This is a genomic window from Kluyvera sp. (assembly GCF_047971185.1).
GTDB lineage: Bacteria > Pseudomonadota > Gammaproteobacteria > Enterobacterales > Enterobacteriaceae > Kluyvera.
In genome coordinates this window covers 1-14,901 of the sequence record NZ_JBKDZH010000117.1, presented here as the reverse complement: position 1 = coordinate 14,901, position 14,901 = coordinate 1, and the positions used below count along the sequence as shown (strand labels likewise).

Annotated in this window: 17 protein-coding genes; 6 read left to right on the top strand and 11 right to left on the bottom strand. The window is 57.2% G+C overall.

Features of this window, described 5'->3' with window-relative positions:
* Nucleotides 1-93: 93 nt before the first annotated feature.
* The 3 genes from ACK5JN_RS22965 (at nucleotide 94) to mtgA (ending at nucleotide 4,498) form a co-directional block, all read left to right on the top strand.
* A complete protein-coding gene (locus tag ACK5JN_RS22965; protein ID WP_416872260.1) occupies nucleotides 94-1,017 on the top strand; it encodes a TIGR01212 family radical SAM protein in 924 nt (307 codons plus the stop codon).
* A 195-nt stretch (nucleotides 1,018-1,212) separates the two neighbouring features.
* Nucleotides 1,213-3,552, top strand: a complete 2,340-nt coding sequence (gene arcB / locus ACK5JN_RS22960; protein WP_416872259.1) for an aerobic respiration two-component sensor histidine kinase ArcB — start codon at nucleotides 1,213-1,215, stop codon at nucleotides 3,550-3,552.
* Between the two features lie 226 nt (nucleotides 3,553-3,778).
* On the top strand, nucleotides 3,779-4,498 hold the full coding sequence (mtgA, locus tag ACK5JN_RS22955; protein ID WP_416872258.1) for a monofunctional biosynthetic peptidoglycan transglycosylase: 720 nt from the start codon (nucleotides 3,779-3,781) through the stop codon (nucleotides 4,496-4,498).
* 127 nt (nucleotides 4,499-4,625) lie between these two features.
* Here mtgA and npr read toward each other — a convergent pair whose 3' ends face one another.
* Genes npr through ACK5JN_RS22900 form a run of 11 tightly spaced genes read right to left on the bottom strand, consistent with a single transcriptional unit; the run spans nucleotide 4,626 to nucleotide 12,500 of the window.
* Nucleotides 4,626-4,898 (bottom strand): PTS phosphocarrier protein NPr, encoded by a 273-nt coding sequence (gene npr / locus ACK5JN_RS22950; RefSeq protein ID WP_416872257.1) that lies wholly within the window; start codon nucleotides 4,896-4,898, stop codon nucleotides 4,626-4,628.
* Nucleotides 4,895-5,749, bottom strand: a complete 855-nt coding sequence (gene rapZ / locus ACK5JN_RS22945) for an RNase adapter RapZ (protein ID WP_416872256.1) — start codon at nucleotides 5,747-5,749, stop codon at nucleotides 4,895-4,897. Before rapZ ends, npr begins: the two co-directional genes overlap by 4 nt.
* 33 nt (nucleotides 5,750-5,782) lie before the next feature.
* Nucleotides 5,783-6,271: a PTS IIA-like nitrogen regulatory protein PtsN gene (gene ptsN, locus ACK5JN_RS22940; protein WP_035891171.1), complete on the bottom strand. Its 489-nt coding sequence runs from the start codon at nucleotides 6,269-6,271 to the stop codon at nucleotides 5,783-5,785.
* Nucleotides 6,272-6,326: 55 nt separating this feature from the next.
* Nucleotides 6,327-6,614, bottom strand: coding sequence for a ribosome hibernation promoting factor (gene hpf, locus ACK5JN_RS22935; protein WP_065356160.1), 288 nt, complete (start codon nucleotides 6,612-6,614; stop codon nucleotides 6,327-6,329).
* Between the two features lie 22 nt (nucleotides 6,615-6,636).
* Nucleotides 6,637-8,070 (bottom strand): RNA polymerase factor sigma-54, encoded by a 1,434-nt coding sequence (rpoN, locus tag ACK5JN_RS22930; protein WP_416872255.1) that lies wholly within the window; start codon nucleotides 8,068-8,070, stop codon nucleotides 6,637-6,639.
* Between the two features lie 45 nt (nucleotides 8,071-8,115).
* Entirely contained in the window at nucleotides 8,116-8,841 is a 726-nt protein-coding gene (lptB, locus tag ACK5JN_RS22925) for an LPS export ABC transporter ATP-binding protein (protein WP_416872254.1), read from the bottom strand.
* A 6-nt stretch (nucleotides 8,842-8,847) separates the two neighbouring features.
* Complete coding sequence (gene lptA, locus ACK5JN_RS22920) at nucleotides 8,848-9,402, bottom strand: lipopolysaccharide ABC transporter substrate-binding protein LptA (RefSeq protein WP_416872253.1); 555 nt, start codon at nucleotides 9,400-9,402, stop codon at nucleotides 8,848-8,850.
* Complete coding sequence (gene lptC, locus ACK5JN_RS22915) at nucleotides 9,371-9,946, bottom strand: LPS export ABC transporter periplasmic protein LptC (RefSeq protein WP_416872252.1); 576 nt, start codon at nucleotides 9,944-9,946, stop codon at nucleotides 9,371-9,373. The genes lptA and lptC overlap by 32 nt, the downstream gene beginning before the upstream one ends.
* Nucleotides 9,943-10,509 carry a 3-deoxy-manno-octulosonate-8-phosphatase KdsC gene (kdsC, locus tag ACK5JN_RS22910; RefSeq protein ID WP_416872251.1) on the bottom strand — a complete coding sequence of 189 codons (567 nt, stop codon included), beginning with the start codon at nucleotides 10,507-10,509 and terminating at the stop codon, nucleotides 9,943-9,945. The genes lptC and kdsC overlap by 4 nt, the downstream gene beginning before the upstream one ends.
* 15 nt (nucleotides 10,510-10,524) lie before the next feature.
* Entirely contained in the window at nucleotides 10,525-11,511 is a 987-nt protein-coding gene (gene kdsD, locus ACK5JN_RS22905; protein ID WP_416872250.1) for an arabinose-5-phosphate isomerase KdsD, read from the bottom strand.
* A gap of 14 nt (nucleotides 11,512-11,525) precedes the next feature.
* The gene (locus ACK5JN_RS22900; protein ID WP_416872249.1) at nucleotides 11,526-12,500 is read right to left on the bottom strand and encodes a calcium/sodium antiporter; all 975 of its coding nucleotides are present in this window, start codon (nucleotides 12,498-12,500) and stop codon (nucleotides 11,526-11,528) included.
* Nucleotides 12,501-12,688: 188 nt separating this feature from the next.
* On the opposite strand from ACK5JN_RS22900, the gene mlaF reads away from it, so the two are divergent.
* Genes mlaF through mlaD form a run of 3 tightly spaced genes read left to right on the top strand, consistent with a single transcriptional unit; the run spans nucleotide 12,689 to nucleotide 14,850 of the window.
* Nucleotides 12,689-13,501 carry a phospholipid ABC transporter ATP-binding protein MlaF gene (gene mlaF / locus ACK5JN_RS22895; RefSeq protein WP_416872248.1) on the top strand — a complete coding sequence of 271 codons (813 nt, stop codon included), beginning with the start codon at nucleotides 12,689-12,691 and terminating at the stop codon, nucleotides 13,499-13,501.
* A gap of 7 nt (nucleotides 13,502-13,508) precedes the next feature.
* On the top strand, nucleotides 13,509-14,291 hold the full coding sequence (gene mlaE, locus ACK5JN_RS22890) for a lipid asymmetry maintenance ABC transporter permease subunit MlaE (RefSeq protein WP_416872247.1): 783 nt from the start codon (nucleotides 13,509-13,511) through the stop codon (nucleotides 14,289-14,291).
* 4 nt (nucleotides 14,292-14,295) lie between these two features.
* The gene (gene mlaD, locus ACK5JN_RS22885) at nucleotides 14,296-14,850 is read left to right on the top strand and encodes an outer membrane lipid asymmetry maintenance protein MlaD (protein ID WP_416872246.1); all 555 of its coding nucleotides are present in this window, start codon (nucleotides 14,296-14,298) and stop codon (nucleotides 14,848-14,850) included.
* Nucleotides 14,851-14,901 lie beyond the last annotated feature (51 nt).

Sequence of the window (14,901 nt, the reverse complement as noted above, 5' to 3'; positions counted from 1 at the left end):
TAAAAGGTCTACATGGCGATTGATCCAGGTCATCGCCGATCGAGACTAAAAATGGCAGGCTTGGCCCCTTTCTTCAGGCCGGTCTATCAGATTATGCAGTTACAAAAATTAGTCAATATGTTTGGTGGGGATCTTACGCGTCGATACGGCGAAAAGGTTCATAAACTGACGCTGCATGGTGGATTCAGCTGCCCAAACCGCGACGGCACCATTGGGCGCGGCGGCTGCACGTTCTGTAACGTCGCCTCGTTTGCCGATGAAGCGCAGCAGCATAAGTCGATTGCCGACCAGCTGGCGCACCAGGCGAATCTGGTGAACCGCGCGAAACGCTATCTGGCCTATTTCCAGGCCTATACCAGCACCTTTGCCGAAGTGCAGGTGCTGCGCTCGATGTATCAGCAGGCGGTGAGCCAGGGCAATATCGTTGGCCTGTGCGTCGGAACCCGCCCGGACTGCGTGCCGGAGGCGGTGCTGGATTTGCTGAGCGAGTATAAAGAGCAGGGCTATGAAGTCTGGCTGGAGCTGGGGCTGCAAACCGCGCACGATAAAACGCTGCACCGGATTAACCGCGGCCACGACTTTGCCTGCTATCAACATACCACGCGGCTGGCGCGCGAGCGCGGGTTGAAGGTCTGCAGCCACCTGATTGTCGGCCTGCCGGGGGAAGGGCAAAGCGAATGTCTGGAGACGCTTAAGCGGGTTGTGGAGACTGGCGTCGATGGCATCAAGCTACACCCGCTGCATATCGTGACGGGCAGCATTATGGCAAAAGCCTGGGAAGCGGGTCGTCTGAACGGTATTGCGCTGGATGAGTACACGGTGACCGCCGGTGAGATGATCCGCCATACGCCGCCGGAGGTCATTTATCATCGTATCTCCGCCAGCGCCCGTCGCCCGACGTTGTTGGCACCGTTGTGGTGTGAGAACCGCTGGACCGGGATGGTTGAGCTGGATAAGTACCTGAATGAACACGGTGTGCAGGGCTCGGCGCTGGGTACGCCGTGGGTGCTTCCATAGCGCCACCTGGCACCTCTGCACACATTGCCGGGTGGCGGCATGGCCACAACCGCAATGTAGCCCGGCCAAGCGAAGCGCCGCCGGGAATGGCTCCATGGCCCAATTAGCAGATAATCCCCGCATTTTTCGCACAACCTACCGCGCCGCGCTCAGAATTGGGTATTATTGAGCGATGATGTCGTTAAGGAACTCCTCATGAAGCAAATCCGTATGCTGGCGCAGTATTACGTCGACCTGATGATGAAGCTGGGTCTGGTACGTTTCTCCCTGCTGCTGGCGCTGGCGCTGGTGGTACTGGCGATTGTGGTACAGATGGCGGTCACCATGGTGCTGCACGGTCAGGTGGAGAGCATCGACGTGATTCGCTCGATCTTCTTCGGTCTGCTGATCACCCCCTGGGCGGTCTATTTCCTGTCGGTGGTGGTCGAACAGCTTGAGGAGTCGCGACAGCGCCTGTCCCGGCTGGTGGAAAAGCTTGAAGAGATGCGCGAACGCGATCTCAAGCTGAATGTCCAGCTTAAAGACAACATTTCCCAGCTCAATCAGGAAATCAGCGACCGCGAAAAAGCCGAGGCCGAGCGCCTGGCGACGCTGGAACAGCTGCGCGTTGAGGTGCAGGAGCGTGAAGAGACGCAAATCCGCCTTGAGCAGCAGTCGTCGTTCCTGCGTTCTTTCCTCGACGCCTCGCCGGATCTGGTGTTCTACCGCAATGAAGATAAAGAGTTTTCCGGCTGTAACCGGGCGATGGAGCTGCTGACCGGCAAGAGCGAGAAGCAGCTCATCCACCTGCATCCGGAAGAGGTCTACACCGCCGAGGCGGCGGCGAAAGTCATTGAAACCGATGAGAAAGTGTTCCGTCACAACGTCTCGCTGACCTACGAGCAGTGGCTCGACTACCCGGACGGGCGTAAAGCCTGCTTCGAAATTCGTAAAGTGCCTTACTATGACCGCGTCGGTAAACGCCATGGCCTGATGGGATTTGGTCGCGACATTACCGAACGCAAGCGCTACCAGGATGCGCTGGAGCGCGCCAGCCGCGATAAAACCACCTTTATCTCCACCATCAGCCACGAACTGCGTACTCCGCTCAACGGCATAGTTGGCCTCAGCCGTATTCTGCTCGACACCAACCTGACCGCTGAGCAGGAAAAGTACCTGAAAACGATCCACGTTTCGGCGGTGACGCTGGGCAATATCTTCAATGATATTATCGACATGGATAAGATGGAGCGCCGTAAAGTTCAGCTGGATAACCAGGAGGTTGATTTTACCGGCTTCCTGGCCGATCTCGAAAACCTGTCCGGCCTGCAGGCGCAGCAAAAAGGGCTGCGTTTCGTGATGGAGCCGACGCTGCCTTTACCGCATAAAGTGATCACCGATGGCACTCGCCTGCGGCAAATTCTGTGGAACCTGATCAGCAACGCCGTCAAGTTCACGCAGGAGGGCAGCGTGGTGGTGCGCGTGCGCAACGACGCGGGCGACATGCTGCACTTTGAAGTGGAAGACTCCGGTATCGGCATCCCGCAGGACGAGCAGGACAAAATCTTCGCCATGTATTACCAGGTGAAAGACAGCGAGGGCGGTAAGCCCGCGACCGGCACCGGGATTGGCCTTGCTGTGTCGAAGCGCCTGGCGAAAAGCATGGGCGGCGATATTGAGGTTTCCAGCCAGCCGGGTCACGGCTCTACCTTTACCCTGACGGTACACGCTCCCGCCGTGGCGGAGGAAGTGGAAGATGCGTTTGACGAAGACGATATGCCGCTGCCGGCGCTGAACGTGCTGCTGGTGGAAGATATCGAGCTGAACGTGATCGTCGCACGCTCGGTGCTGGAAAAACTGGGCAACAGCGTGGATGTCGCCATGACCGGCAAGGCCGCGCTGGAGATGTTTACCCCTGGCGAATATGACCTGGTGCTGCTGGATATCCAGCTGCCGGACATGACCGGCCTGGATATTTCCCGCGAGCTGACGCGCAAATATCACGCCGACGAGCTGCCGCCGCTGGTGGCCCTGACCGCTAACGTTCTGAAGGATAAGAAAGAGTATCTGGAAGCCGGGATGGACGACGTGCTGAGTAAACCGCTTTCGGTACCGGCCCTGACGGCAATGATCAAGAAGTTCTGGGATACCGCTGAAGACGAAGAGGAGAGTACCGTGAACCCTGGTGATAACGGCAAAACGCAGCAGCTGCTGGATATAGCGATGCTGGAGCAGTACATCGAGCTGGTGGGGCCGAAGCTGATTACCGACGGTCTGGCCGTATTTGAGAAGATGATGCCGGGTTACCTGGCGGTACTGGAATCGAATCTCACCGCCCGCGACCAGAAAGGTATTGTCGAAGAGGGCCATAAAATTAAAGGGGCCGCGGGTTCCGTCGGGCTGCGCCATCTGCAACAGCTGGGGCAGCAGATTCAATCCCCGGACCTGCCGGCGTGGTGGGATAACGTAGGTGAATGGGTTGAAGAGATGAAGTCGGAATGGCAGCACGATGTCGCGGTACTGAAAGCGTGGGTGGCGAACGCGGATAAAAAATGACCCCGGTCAAGCCGGGGTGCGCGAATACTGCGCCAACACCAGGGAACCGGTGGTTGCGTCAGATGTTTGACATGATTTTGATTTTTTTGACACAACCTGAAATACGATTGCACGCTCAATAAGATAGCAAAACTTAAAATGTTTGTTACGTGAATCAGTAAAATGTGTGAAGCGTAACGACATAATCAGAAATATTAATCGGCGTCAGAGAGTTAGCGAGAACAAGATGGCTTTGAGAAGTGTAGCCAGGCTTAAACGTCTGGTCTGGCGGCTACTATTGATGCTGGCGCTGCTGTGGGGCGGCGGTATCGCGGCGTTCAGCGTTTTGCCGGTTCCCTTTTCTGCCGTGATGGTTGAGCGTCAGCTGGGGGCCTGGCTGACGGGGAATTTTGGTTATGTAGCCCACTCCGACTGGGTCAGCATGGATGAGATTTCGCCGTGGATGGGGCTGGCGGTGATTGCCGCCGAAGATCAAAAGTTCCCTGATCACTGGGGCTTTGACGTGTCGGCTATCGAGAAGGCGCTGGCGCACAACGAGCAGAATGAAAACCGCATTCGCGGCGCGTCGACGCTGTCGCAGCAGACTACTAAAAATCTGTTTTTGTGGGACGGACGAAGCTGGGTAAGAAAGGGGCTGGAGGCTGGCCTGACGGTGGGTGTGGAGACGGTGTGGAGTAAGAAGCGTATTCTGACCGTATACCTGAATATCGCCGAATTTGGCGACGGCGTTTTTGGCGTGGAAGCCGCTGCGCAGCGTTATTTCCACAAGCCCGCCAGCAAACTCACGATGGCGGAGGCCGCGCTGCTGGCCGCCGTGCTGCCTAACCCGATACGCTTTAAGGCCAATGCGCCCTCAGGGTACGTGCGCAGCCGTCAGGCGTGGATTATGCGTCAGATGCGGCAGTTAGGCGGGGAAGGATTTATGCGGGAGCATAAGCTGTATTAAGGAGTATGGGCTTCCCGGCGTCGCTGCGCTCGGCCGGGCTGCGGCAGATTGCAGACGCTGTCGATGTAGCCCGGACGAGGCGCGCTAGCGCCGACTCCGGGTTCGCCCCGGTGACCTCGGGAAAGGATTAATCTTCATCAAACCCGGCGTTAAATAATGCAATCACCGCCGCCAGCGCCTCTTCTTCCTGCGGACCGCTGGCTTCCACCTCAATCTGGCGCCCCTTGGCAGAGTCCAGCATCAGCAGCGCAATCACGCTGTTGGCTTCGGCTTCGGTGCCTTCGTCATTACGCAGCAGCACTTCCGCGTCGTAATGCTGCATCAGCTCAAACAGCTTCATCGCCGGGCGCGCGTGCATGCCCAGCTTGTTGGTGATTTCAACGGTCTGCTTTACGGTCATGATTTGCGTTTTTCCAGCGTCCGGTGACGAGACTGCACGTTCTTACCGCGCGAGCGGAAGTAGTCAGCCAGCTGCTCGGCGACGTAGACCGAACGGTGTTTACCGCCGGTACAGCCAATCGCCACCGTCAGATAGCTACGGTTGTTGGTTTCCAGCATAGGTAACCATAGCTCAAGATAGCTGCGGGTCTGGTAAATAAAGTTGTGAACTTCCGTGTGCCGGTCGAGGAACGCGGCCACCGGTTTGTCGAGGCCGGTCATCGGACGCAGCTTCGGATCCCAGTGCGGGTTCGGCAAAAAGCGCACGTCGAAGACGTAGTCGGCGTCGATAGGGATGCCGTGCTTGAAGCCGAAGGACTCGAACACCATGGTTAGCTCGCGCTCGCGTTTGCCCAGCAGGCGGGTGCGCAGCATTTCCGCCAGCTCATGGACGGACATCTCGGAGGTGTCGACGATGAGATCGGCGCGGGAGCGCAGCGGCTCCAGCAGGTTGCTCTCTTCATCAATCGCGCTTTCCAGCGACAGATTCTTGCTCGAGAGCGGGTGCAGACGGCGGGTGTCGCTGTAGCGACGGATCAGCGTATTGCGATCGGCGTCGAGGAACAGCAGCTGAGGGGAAAAGTTTTCCGGCAGGTTTTCCATCGCCCGCTCGAAAATTTCCGGCGTCTCAGGCATGTTACGTACGTCGATGCTGACGGCGGCCGAGATTTCGCGCTCGGCCAGCGTTTTCGCCAGCTCCGGCAGCAGCACCACTGGCAGGTTATCAACGCAGTAGAAGCCCATATCTTCCAGCGCCCTCAGGGCCACTGATTTTCCCGAGCCAGAGCGGCCGCTGACGATCATCAGTACCATGTACCGTTTCTCCTCAGTACGATGTGATGTCCATTATGCATCATCGTGGGTTTCCGTATCGGTGATGATTTGATACAGCTCTTCGTCGCTCTGCGCGGCGCGCAGGCGGCGGCAAATGGTTTTATCTGCCAGCCGTTTCGCCACCAGAGAAAGTGTATGCAGGTGGGTCTTGGTCTGGTCTGCCGGCACCAGCAGCGCAAAGAGTAAATCAACCGGCTGATTGTCGATAGCATCGAAGGCGATCGGCGTTTCCAGCTGCACGAACACGCCTACCGCGCGCAGCGTATCTTCTTCTAGCTTGCCGTGAGGAATGGCGATGCCGTTGCCGATGCCGGTACTGCCCATTTTTTCACGGGTCAGAATGGCTTCGAACACCACCTGCGGCGGCAGGCTAAGCTGTTTAGCCGCCAGCTCGCTGATGATTTCCAGCGCACGTTTTTTACTCTGACAGTGCACAGCACTGCGGGTACATTCCTGGTTAAGGACATTGCTCAGTTGTAGAGCCGAATCATTATTTGTCATAATTTCACCTAAGCACCGCCCGATATGCAGGCATATCGGGCGACCGCTCGGACAATCAGTGTTGTTTTAGTTTATCTTTATGCTTGGTTAACTGTCTCGCCAGTTTATCAATCAAACCGTCGATGGCGGCATACATATCCTGCCCTTCCGCACTGGCATGAAGTTCGCCTCCGTTAACGTGCAATGTAGCATCCGAGATGTGCGTCAATTTCTCCACCTTTAACACAATATGGACCTGGTTGATCCTCTCGAAATACTGCTCCAGCTTGCTGAATTTCGCATTCACGAATTCGCGCATCGGCTCGGTGATCTCGACGTTGTGTCCAGTGATGTTGAGCTGCATAGTGTCTTCCTTATCAGTTGTGTCAGACCAGTTGTTTACGCTGGTTAGACGGCGGAATGGATAAAGACTCTCGGTACTTTGCAACGGTACGCCGTGCCACCATGATACCCTGTTCGGAGAGCATGGTGGTCAGCTTACTGTCGCTCAGTGGTTTCGCGGGATTCTCCGCGGCAATCAATTTCTTCACCAGTGCACGGATCGCCGTGGACGAGGCTTCGCCGCCGCCCTCGGTGCTGACGTGGCTGGAGAAGAAATATTTAAGCTCGAAAATGCCCCGTGGGCTATGCAAATACTTCTGCGTGGTAACACGCGAAATCGTGGACTCGTGCATCTCGACGGTCTGGGCGATATCCGCCAGCACCATCGGTTTCATGTACTCTTCGCCAAGGTCGAAAAAGGCCTGCTGCTGCTCAACGATGCAGCGGCTGACCCGCAGCAGCGTGTCGTTGCGGCTCTCAAGGCTTTTAATCAGCCATTTCGCTTCCTGCAGGTTGCTGCGGATAAACTGGCTGTCGGCGTCGTTGCGGGCGTTGTTGCACATCCCCGCGTAGTGCTGGTTGATTTGCAGACGCGGAATGCTGTCGGCGTTCAGTTCCACCACCCAGCGATCGTTGACCTTACGCACCAGCACGTCCGGGATCACGTACTCCGGCTCGCCGGTCTGGATCGATTGGCCGGGGCGCGGATCGAGCGACTGGATCAGATCGACCGCCTCTTTCAGAACGTCTTCCTTCAGGCGGGTGACGCGCATCAGAGAGCGGAAATCGTGGTTAGCGAGAAGATCGAGATGTTCGCTGATGATCAGCCGCGCTTCATCGAGGCGCGGCGTGTCGGGCGAGAATTGTGACAGCTGGATCAGCAGGCAGTCGCGGAGATCTTTGGCGGCCACGCCGACCGGATCGAAGCGTTGGATCCGCTTAAGCACGGCTTCAACTTCATCGAGGCCCACCTCTTCATCACCAATGCTTTCCAGAATATCTTCTACCGTGACGGTGAGATAGCCGGTGTCGTCCACCGCGTCGACAATCGAGGTGGCTATCGCCCGATCGGTATCGGTAAACGGCGTCAGCTCCACCTGCCACATCAGATAATCCTGTAGCGACTGGGTGGTTTCGCCCTGATAAACCGGCAGTTCGTCGTCCTGATAGTCGGCCCCGGTGCCGGAAGGCGTACCGGCGGTGTAGATTTCATCCCAGCTGGCGTCAAGCGGCAGCTCTTCGGGCATGTCGGGCTTTTCCAGGGCGTCAACGCTGTCCAGCGTTTCGGTATCGGCGGTTTCCTGGGTGTCTATTTCATCGTGAAGATCGGTTTGCTCAAGCAGGGGGTTGCTCTCCAGCGCCTGCTGGAGTTCCTGCTGAAGTTCCAGCGTAGACAGTTGCAACAGACGAATGGCCTGCTGCAACTGCGGCGTCATGGCAAGCTGTTGGCTGAGCCTTAATTGCAAACCTTGCTTCATGTTCAGAACGAATATCTCCCGCTAACGTCGTTATCCACTACCCTATCAGAGTCTGAAGTCTTCCCCAAGATACACGCGTTTAACATGTTCGTCTTGTAGGATCTCCTGTGGCGTTCCGTGGGCAATCAGATGCCCCTGGCTGACGATGTAAGCGCGCTCGCACACCGCCAGCGTTTCGCGGACGTTGTGGTCGGTGATCAGTACCCCAAGGCCGCTGTCGCGCAGGTGTTCGATGATGCGTTTAATATCGATAACCGAGATCGGGTCAACGCCGGCAAACGGTTCATCCAGCAGGATAAATTTCGGGTTGGCCGCCAGCGCGCGGGCGATTTCAACGCGGCGGCGTTCACCGCCGGACAGCGCCTGGCCCAGACTGTCGCGCAGATGCTCGATGTGGAACTCTTCCATCAGCTCTTTGGCGCGGTCTTCACGCTGCTCGGTGCTGAGATCGTCACGGATCTGCAGTACCGCCATCAGGTTATCGTAGACGCTCAGGCGACGGAAAATCGACGCTTCCTGCGGCAGATAGCCGATGCCGCGGCGCGCGCGGGCGTGCAGCGGCAGCAGGCTGATGTCTTCGTCATCAATGATGATATTGCCCGCGTCGCGCGGCACGATGCCGACCACCATGTAGAAGGTGGTCGTTTTACCCGCGCCGTTCGGCCCAAGCAGGCCCACAATCTCACCGGAGTTGACGGTCAGACTGACATCTTCCACGACGCGGCGGCCTTTATAGGCCTTCGCCAGATTTTTTGCAGTTAATGTCGCCATAACGAATTAGTTACTCTTCTTCTGTGCCGGAGCCTGGTCTTTGGATTTGTCCTGAAGCTGAGACGGCACCAGAACGGTGGTGACGCGTTTACCTTTGTCGCTAAACGCCTGCATTTTCTGCTCTTTCACCAGGTAGGTGATCTTGTCACCCTTGATGTTGCTATCCAGCTGCTCAAGGTAAGCGTTGCCGGTCAGCACCACAAAATCATTGGCCAGCTCATAGTGCATTTTAGACGCGCGGCCTTTTACCGGCTTGCCGTTGTCCTGCATCTGGTAGAAGGTGGCTGGATTGCCGTAGCCGTCAATCACCTCTTTGCCCTGCTGATTGGCCGGGCGGGTGACGACTACTTTGTCGGCGTTGATTTTGATACTGCCCTGGGTCACGACGACGTTACCGGTGAAGGTCACGACGTTGCCCTGCATATCCAGCGACTGCTGATCGGATTCAATATGAATCGGCTGATTGGTATCGCCGGTCAGCGCCATTGCCGGCAGGCTGGCGGCCAGCAGAGAAGCGACGAGCGCTAGCTTAAGGCTGAGTTTGTTTGTTCTGAATTTCATAAGAGGTTCTAACCTTTTCAATCAGCTCGGCGTTCTTGTTGCGTAAATTGCCGCGCATTTTCAGGCCGCTGGAATTAAATGTTGTTCCGTATAACGTTACCAGGTCATCAGAGGAAACGTCCTGAGTAATCAGGTTCACCTGGGCATTATCCGTCGTAATCTTACGCAGTTGTGCGTCTTCTGTCAGCGCGTTGATTTCAACGTGCCCGTAGAGGTACAGCATGCGGTCATTAGTCAGCTTCGCTTTATCGGCTTTAATCGACCAGGTTGGCACCTTCGTGGTGTCAAAGGTGGTCAGCACGGGGCGGGTAAACCACGACAGACCCTGATCGGAAAAATACTCAACGTGCTCGGCGATTAACCGGTAGCTGAGGGCACCTTCCGGGCTGTAGACCACCGTATCGGTATGTTCACTTTTATAGGTTGGATCGCCCGTGTTGACCGCGACCGGGGCGCTGTCGTCGTTATCGGCGAGATTCAGGCCGATGAGAACCAGCGCAACCAGCGATAGCAGAATGATAACCCAACGTCTGGTTTTACTCATATCGATTGCCCTTTGGCTTCATCGAGCTTCCCTTGCGCCAGCAGCAGCAGGTCGCAGACTTCACGCACCGCGCCGCGTCCGCCCGCAATGCGCGTGACGTAATCGGCGCGTGGCAGCAGCAGCGGATGCGCATCCGCCACCGCGACGCTGAGGCCAATCTCTGCCATCACCGGCCAGTCGATCAGGTCATCGCCAACGTAGGCCACTTCATCCGGCTGCAGGTTCAGCTTCGCCAGCAGTTCGCGGTAGGCGATAAGCTTATCCGACTGCCCCTGGTAGAGGTGGGTGATGCCAAGCGTTGCGCAGCGGTCTTCTAACAGTTTAGCTTTTCGCCCGGTAATAATCGCCACTTCGATGCCGGAGGTGAGGGCGCAGCGCACGCCGTAGCCGTCGCGCACGTTAAAGGCTTTTAGCTCTTCACCGTTGTTGCCCATATAAATCAGGCCGTCGGACAGCACCCCGTCGACGTCGAGGATCAACAGGCGGATTTTCTCCGCCCTGGCGATAAATTGTGGACTCACCGGCCCGTAACAGGTTGCGACCGATGCGACAGCGTTACTCATTCTTTATATCCTTGATTACACTACGCCTGCGCGCAGTAGGTCGTGCATATGTATCACACCTAGCAGATGGTCGCCATCGGCAACCAGCACGCAGGTGATATGACGGGATTGCATCAGGTTCAGCGCATCGACCGCCAGGATGCCGGGACGAACGCGAATGCCGCCCGGCGTCATCACGTCGGCAATGCCGAGGCTGCGCAGATCGGCACCGTTGTCGAAGATGCGTCGCAGGTCGCCATCGGTGAAAATACCTTTAATCTGCATATTGTCGTCGCAGATGGCCGTCATCCCCAGATTTTTACGGGTGATCTCCAGCAGCGCATCGCGCAGGGAGGCATCCTCGCTGACGTGCGGGATTTCATCGCCGGTATGCATGATATCGTTAACGCGCAGCAGAAGCTTGCGGCCCAGTGCGCCACCGGGGTGCGAGAGGGCAAAATCTTCGGCGGTAAAGCCGCGAGCCTTCAGCAGGGCCACCGCCAGCGCATCGCCCATTACCAGCGCGGCGGTGGTGCTGGAGGTGGGAGCCAGCCCGAGAGGGCAGGCTTCGCGCGGGACTTTCACGCACAGATGAATATCCGCCGCGCGGCCCATGCTGCTGTCCGGGCGGCTAGTCATGCAGATCAGCGGTACGCGCAGGCGCTTGAGCACCGGGATCAGCGCCAGAATTTCGTTGGACTCGCCGGAGTTGGACAGCGCGATGACTACATCCTGCGGCGTGACCATGCCTAAATCACCGTGCGCCGCTTCGCCTGGATGGACGAAGAAAGAAGAGGTGCCGGTGCTGGCAAAGGTCGCCGCCATTTTACGCCCGATGTGCCCGGACTTGCCCATTCCCATCACCACCACTTTGCCGCCGCAGTAGAAGATCTTCTCGCAGGCGTCGCTGAAATCCTGGTTAATGTATTGATCGAGCTGCTCCAGCCCTTCCCGTTCAATCTCCAGAACTTCTCTTCCTGCCTGCTGGAAGTCGAAATTTGGCTGCAAATCTATTTGCGACATAGTGTTATCCCGATTCATTCGATGAAGAGCGGCGTTGCCCAATAGAGCAGCGCCAGCCACGCAACAAACCCGCCGATTAACAGTAAGCCAGCGCCGCGGCCTATCTGGCGACGACGCCAGCACAGGAGGGCGAAGACCACGCTCACCAATACCATTACGCCATAGTCCCGGGTAAACGCGAGGGGGTTAAATGCGCCCGGTGCGAGTAGGGCGGGGATGCCCAGAACGATAGCAATATTAAAGAAATTCGAGCCGATGATGTTGCCGACCGCAATATCATTTTCGCCTTTGCGCACGCCAGCGATCGCGGTAGCCAGCTCCGGCAGGCTCGTGCCGAGCGCGATAATGGTCAGCCCGATGGTCAGCTCGCTCATGGCGAAATAGTTTGCCAGCACCGTGGCGTTATCAATCACCATACGGGTCGCCATCGGCATAATAATCAGCGCCACGCCCAGCCATAAGCAGGCGACGGGCAGCGAGCCGTCGCGCGGCAGCTCCGCCAGCTGCTGCTGGGTGAGCTTGTCGTTCCCCTGGCGTTCGGCCAGGCGCGCTATCTTAATGATAAACAGTAGCCACAGGGCTGCCAGGATAATCAGGAAGACACCGTCCATCAGCGAGAGTTCGCCATCATACAGGACATACCCGGCCAGCAGGCTCACGACCAACATTAGCGGTATTTCGCGGCGCAGGATATCAGAATGCACGGTAAATGGGTGGAACAGCGCGGTCAGACCGAGGATCAATAAGATATTGACGATGTTAGACCCGATGGCGGTGCCGACGGCGACGTCTACCTGCCCGTGGAGGGAGGCGGCGGCGGAGACGATGATTTCCGGCAGCGAAGTGCCGATGCTGACCACGGTCATGCCGATAATCAGCGGTGGAACTCCCAGGGCACGGCACAGAATGGAGGCGGAATACACAAGGCGGTCAGCGCTGTAGACCACCAGAAGTAAACCAATTATTAACAGAGCCGTGGCTAAGAGCATCTAAAGTCCTTTATTCGGGTATAATCGTCGGTCCGCACGTCTGGACGTAACGAATTCCTAATTTTGACTTTATGCGCAGGAAAAGTAAAACAAATGCCAGATTTCGTTAACCCGTGCGGGTAGGATTCTGCAAGAATGCGGAATTGAGCAGGAAATGATTCCTCTTAAGGACCTGGAAAGGTAAGCCTATGAGCCAAAATATCGAGAATTTGGTCGATATGCACGACGTCACGTTTACCCGTGGCAGTCGGGTCATCTTCGACAAGATCTCGCTGTCGGTGCCGCGCGGAAAAATCACCGCGATTATGGGGCCGTCGGGGATTGGCAAGACCACGCTGCTGCGCCTGATCGGCGGGCAAATCCCCCCGGATAGCGGAGAGATCCTCTTTGATGGCGAGAACGTGCCGCAGATGTCGCGCTCTCGTCTTTATACTGTACGTAAACGGATGAGCATGCTGTTTCAGTCCGGCGCGCTGTTTACCGACATGAACGTGTTTGACAACGTGGCGTACCCGATTCGCGAACATACCCGGCTGCCCGCGCCGCTGCTGAAAAGCACTGTGATGATGAAGCTAGAAGCCGTCGGCCTGCGCGGCGCGGCGAAGCTGATGCCGTCCGAACTGTCCGGCGGGATGGCGCGGCGTGCGGCGCTGGCCAGAGCGATTGCCCTCGAGCCGGATCTGATCATGTTTGACGAACCCTTCGTCGGCCAGGATCCGATCACCATGGGCGTGCTGGTAAAGCTGATTTCTGAACTCAACAGCGCATTGGGTGTCACCTGTATTGTGGTTTCCCACGACGTGCCGGAAGTGCTGAGCATTGCCGATTTCGCCTATATTATGGCGGATCGCAAAATCATCGCTCACGGCAGCGCAACTTCGTTGCAGGAAAACGACGATCCGCGAGTGCGTCAGTTCCTTGACGGCATCGCCGACGGCCCGGTGCCGTTCCGTTATCCTGCGGGCGACTATCGCCGCGACCTCATCGGCACAGGGAGCTAATCGACTCATGCTGTTAAATGCACTGGCAGCGCTTGGACATCGCGGGATTAAGACCATCGCGACGTTTGGGCGCGCTGGGTTAATGTTATTCAATGCCGTTGTCGGCAAGCCGGAGTTCCGCAAGCACGCGCCGCTGTTGGTGCGCCAGCTGTACAACGTTGGCGTGCTTTCGATGGTGATCATCATCGTGTCGGGCGTGTTTATCGGCATGGTGCTGGGGCTGCAGGGCTATCTGGTGCTGACCACCTATAGCGCCGAGACCAGTCTCGGCATGCTGGTGGCGCTATCGCTGCTGCGCGAGCTGGGGCCGGTAGTCGCCGCGCTGCTGTTTGCCGGGCGCGCCGGTTCGGCGCTGACCGCGGAAATTGGCCTGATGCGCGCCACCGAGCAGCTCTCCAGTATGGAGATGATGGCGGTGGATCCGCTGCGTCGGGTGATTTCGCCGCGCTTCTGGGCCGGCGTCATCTCGCTGCCACTGCTGACGATTATCTTCGTGGCGGTGGGCATCTGGGGCGGTTCGCTGGTCGGCGTAAGCTGGAAAGGCATTGATGCCGGGTTCTTCTGGTCGGCAATGCAAAATGCGGTGGACTGGCGCATGGATCTGGTGAACTGCCTGATCAAGAGCGTGGTTTTCGCCATTACGGTGACATGGATTGCGTTATTTAACGGTTACGATGCAATCCCCACTTCTGCCGGAATCAGCCGAGCGACCACCCGTACCGTGGTGCACTCGTCGCTGGCGGTTCTTGGGCTGGACTTTGTGCTGACGGCACTGATGTTTGGGAATTGAGTGAATGCAAACGAAAAAGAGTGAAATCTGGGTCGGTATTTTCCTGCTGGTGGCCCTGCTGGCGGCGCTGTTTGTCTGCCTGAAGGCGGCGGACGTTTCGTCGATCAAATCAGAGCCAACCTACCGCATTTACGCCACCTTCGATAACATCGGCGGCCTGAAGGCGCGCTCGCCGGTGCGGATTGGCGGCGTGGTAATTGGCCGCGTGGCTGACATTGCCCTGGATCCAAAAACCTATTTACCCCGCGTGGCGATCGACATTGAAGACCGCTACAACCACATTCCGGATACCAGCTCGCTGGCGATTCGCACTTCCGGCCTGCTGGGGGAACAGTACCTGGCGCTGAACGTGGGTTTTGAAGACCCTGAGCTGGGAACGTCTATTCTTAAAGACGGCAGCACCCTGCAGGACACCAAATCGGCGATGGTGCTGGAAGATCTTATTGGTCAGTTCCTTTACAACAGCAAAGGCAGCGACAATAAGACTTCAGGCGATGCGCAGGAATCAACGGACGGACATACTGATACGGCGACGCCTGCCACTGGCCCGACGAATTAATCTCAGGAGATACTCGACATGTTTAAACGCTTACTGATGGTCGCCATGCTG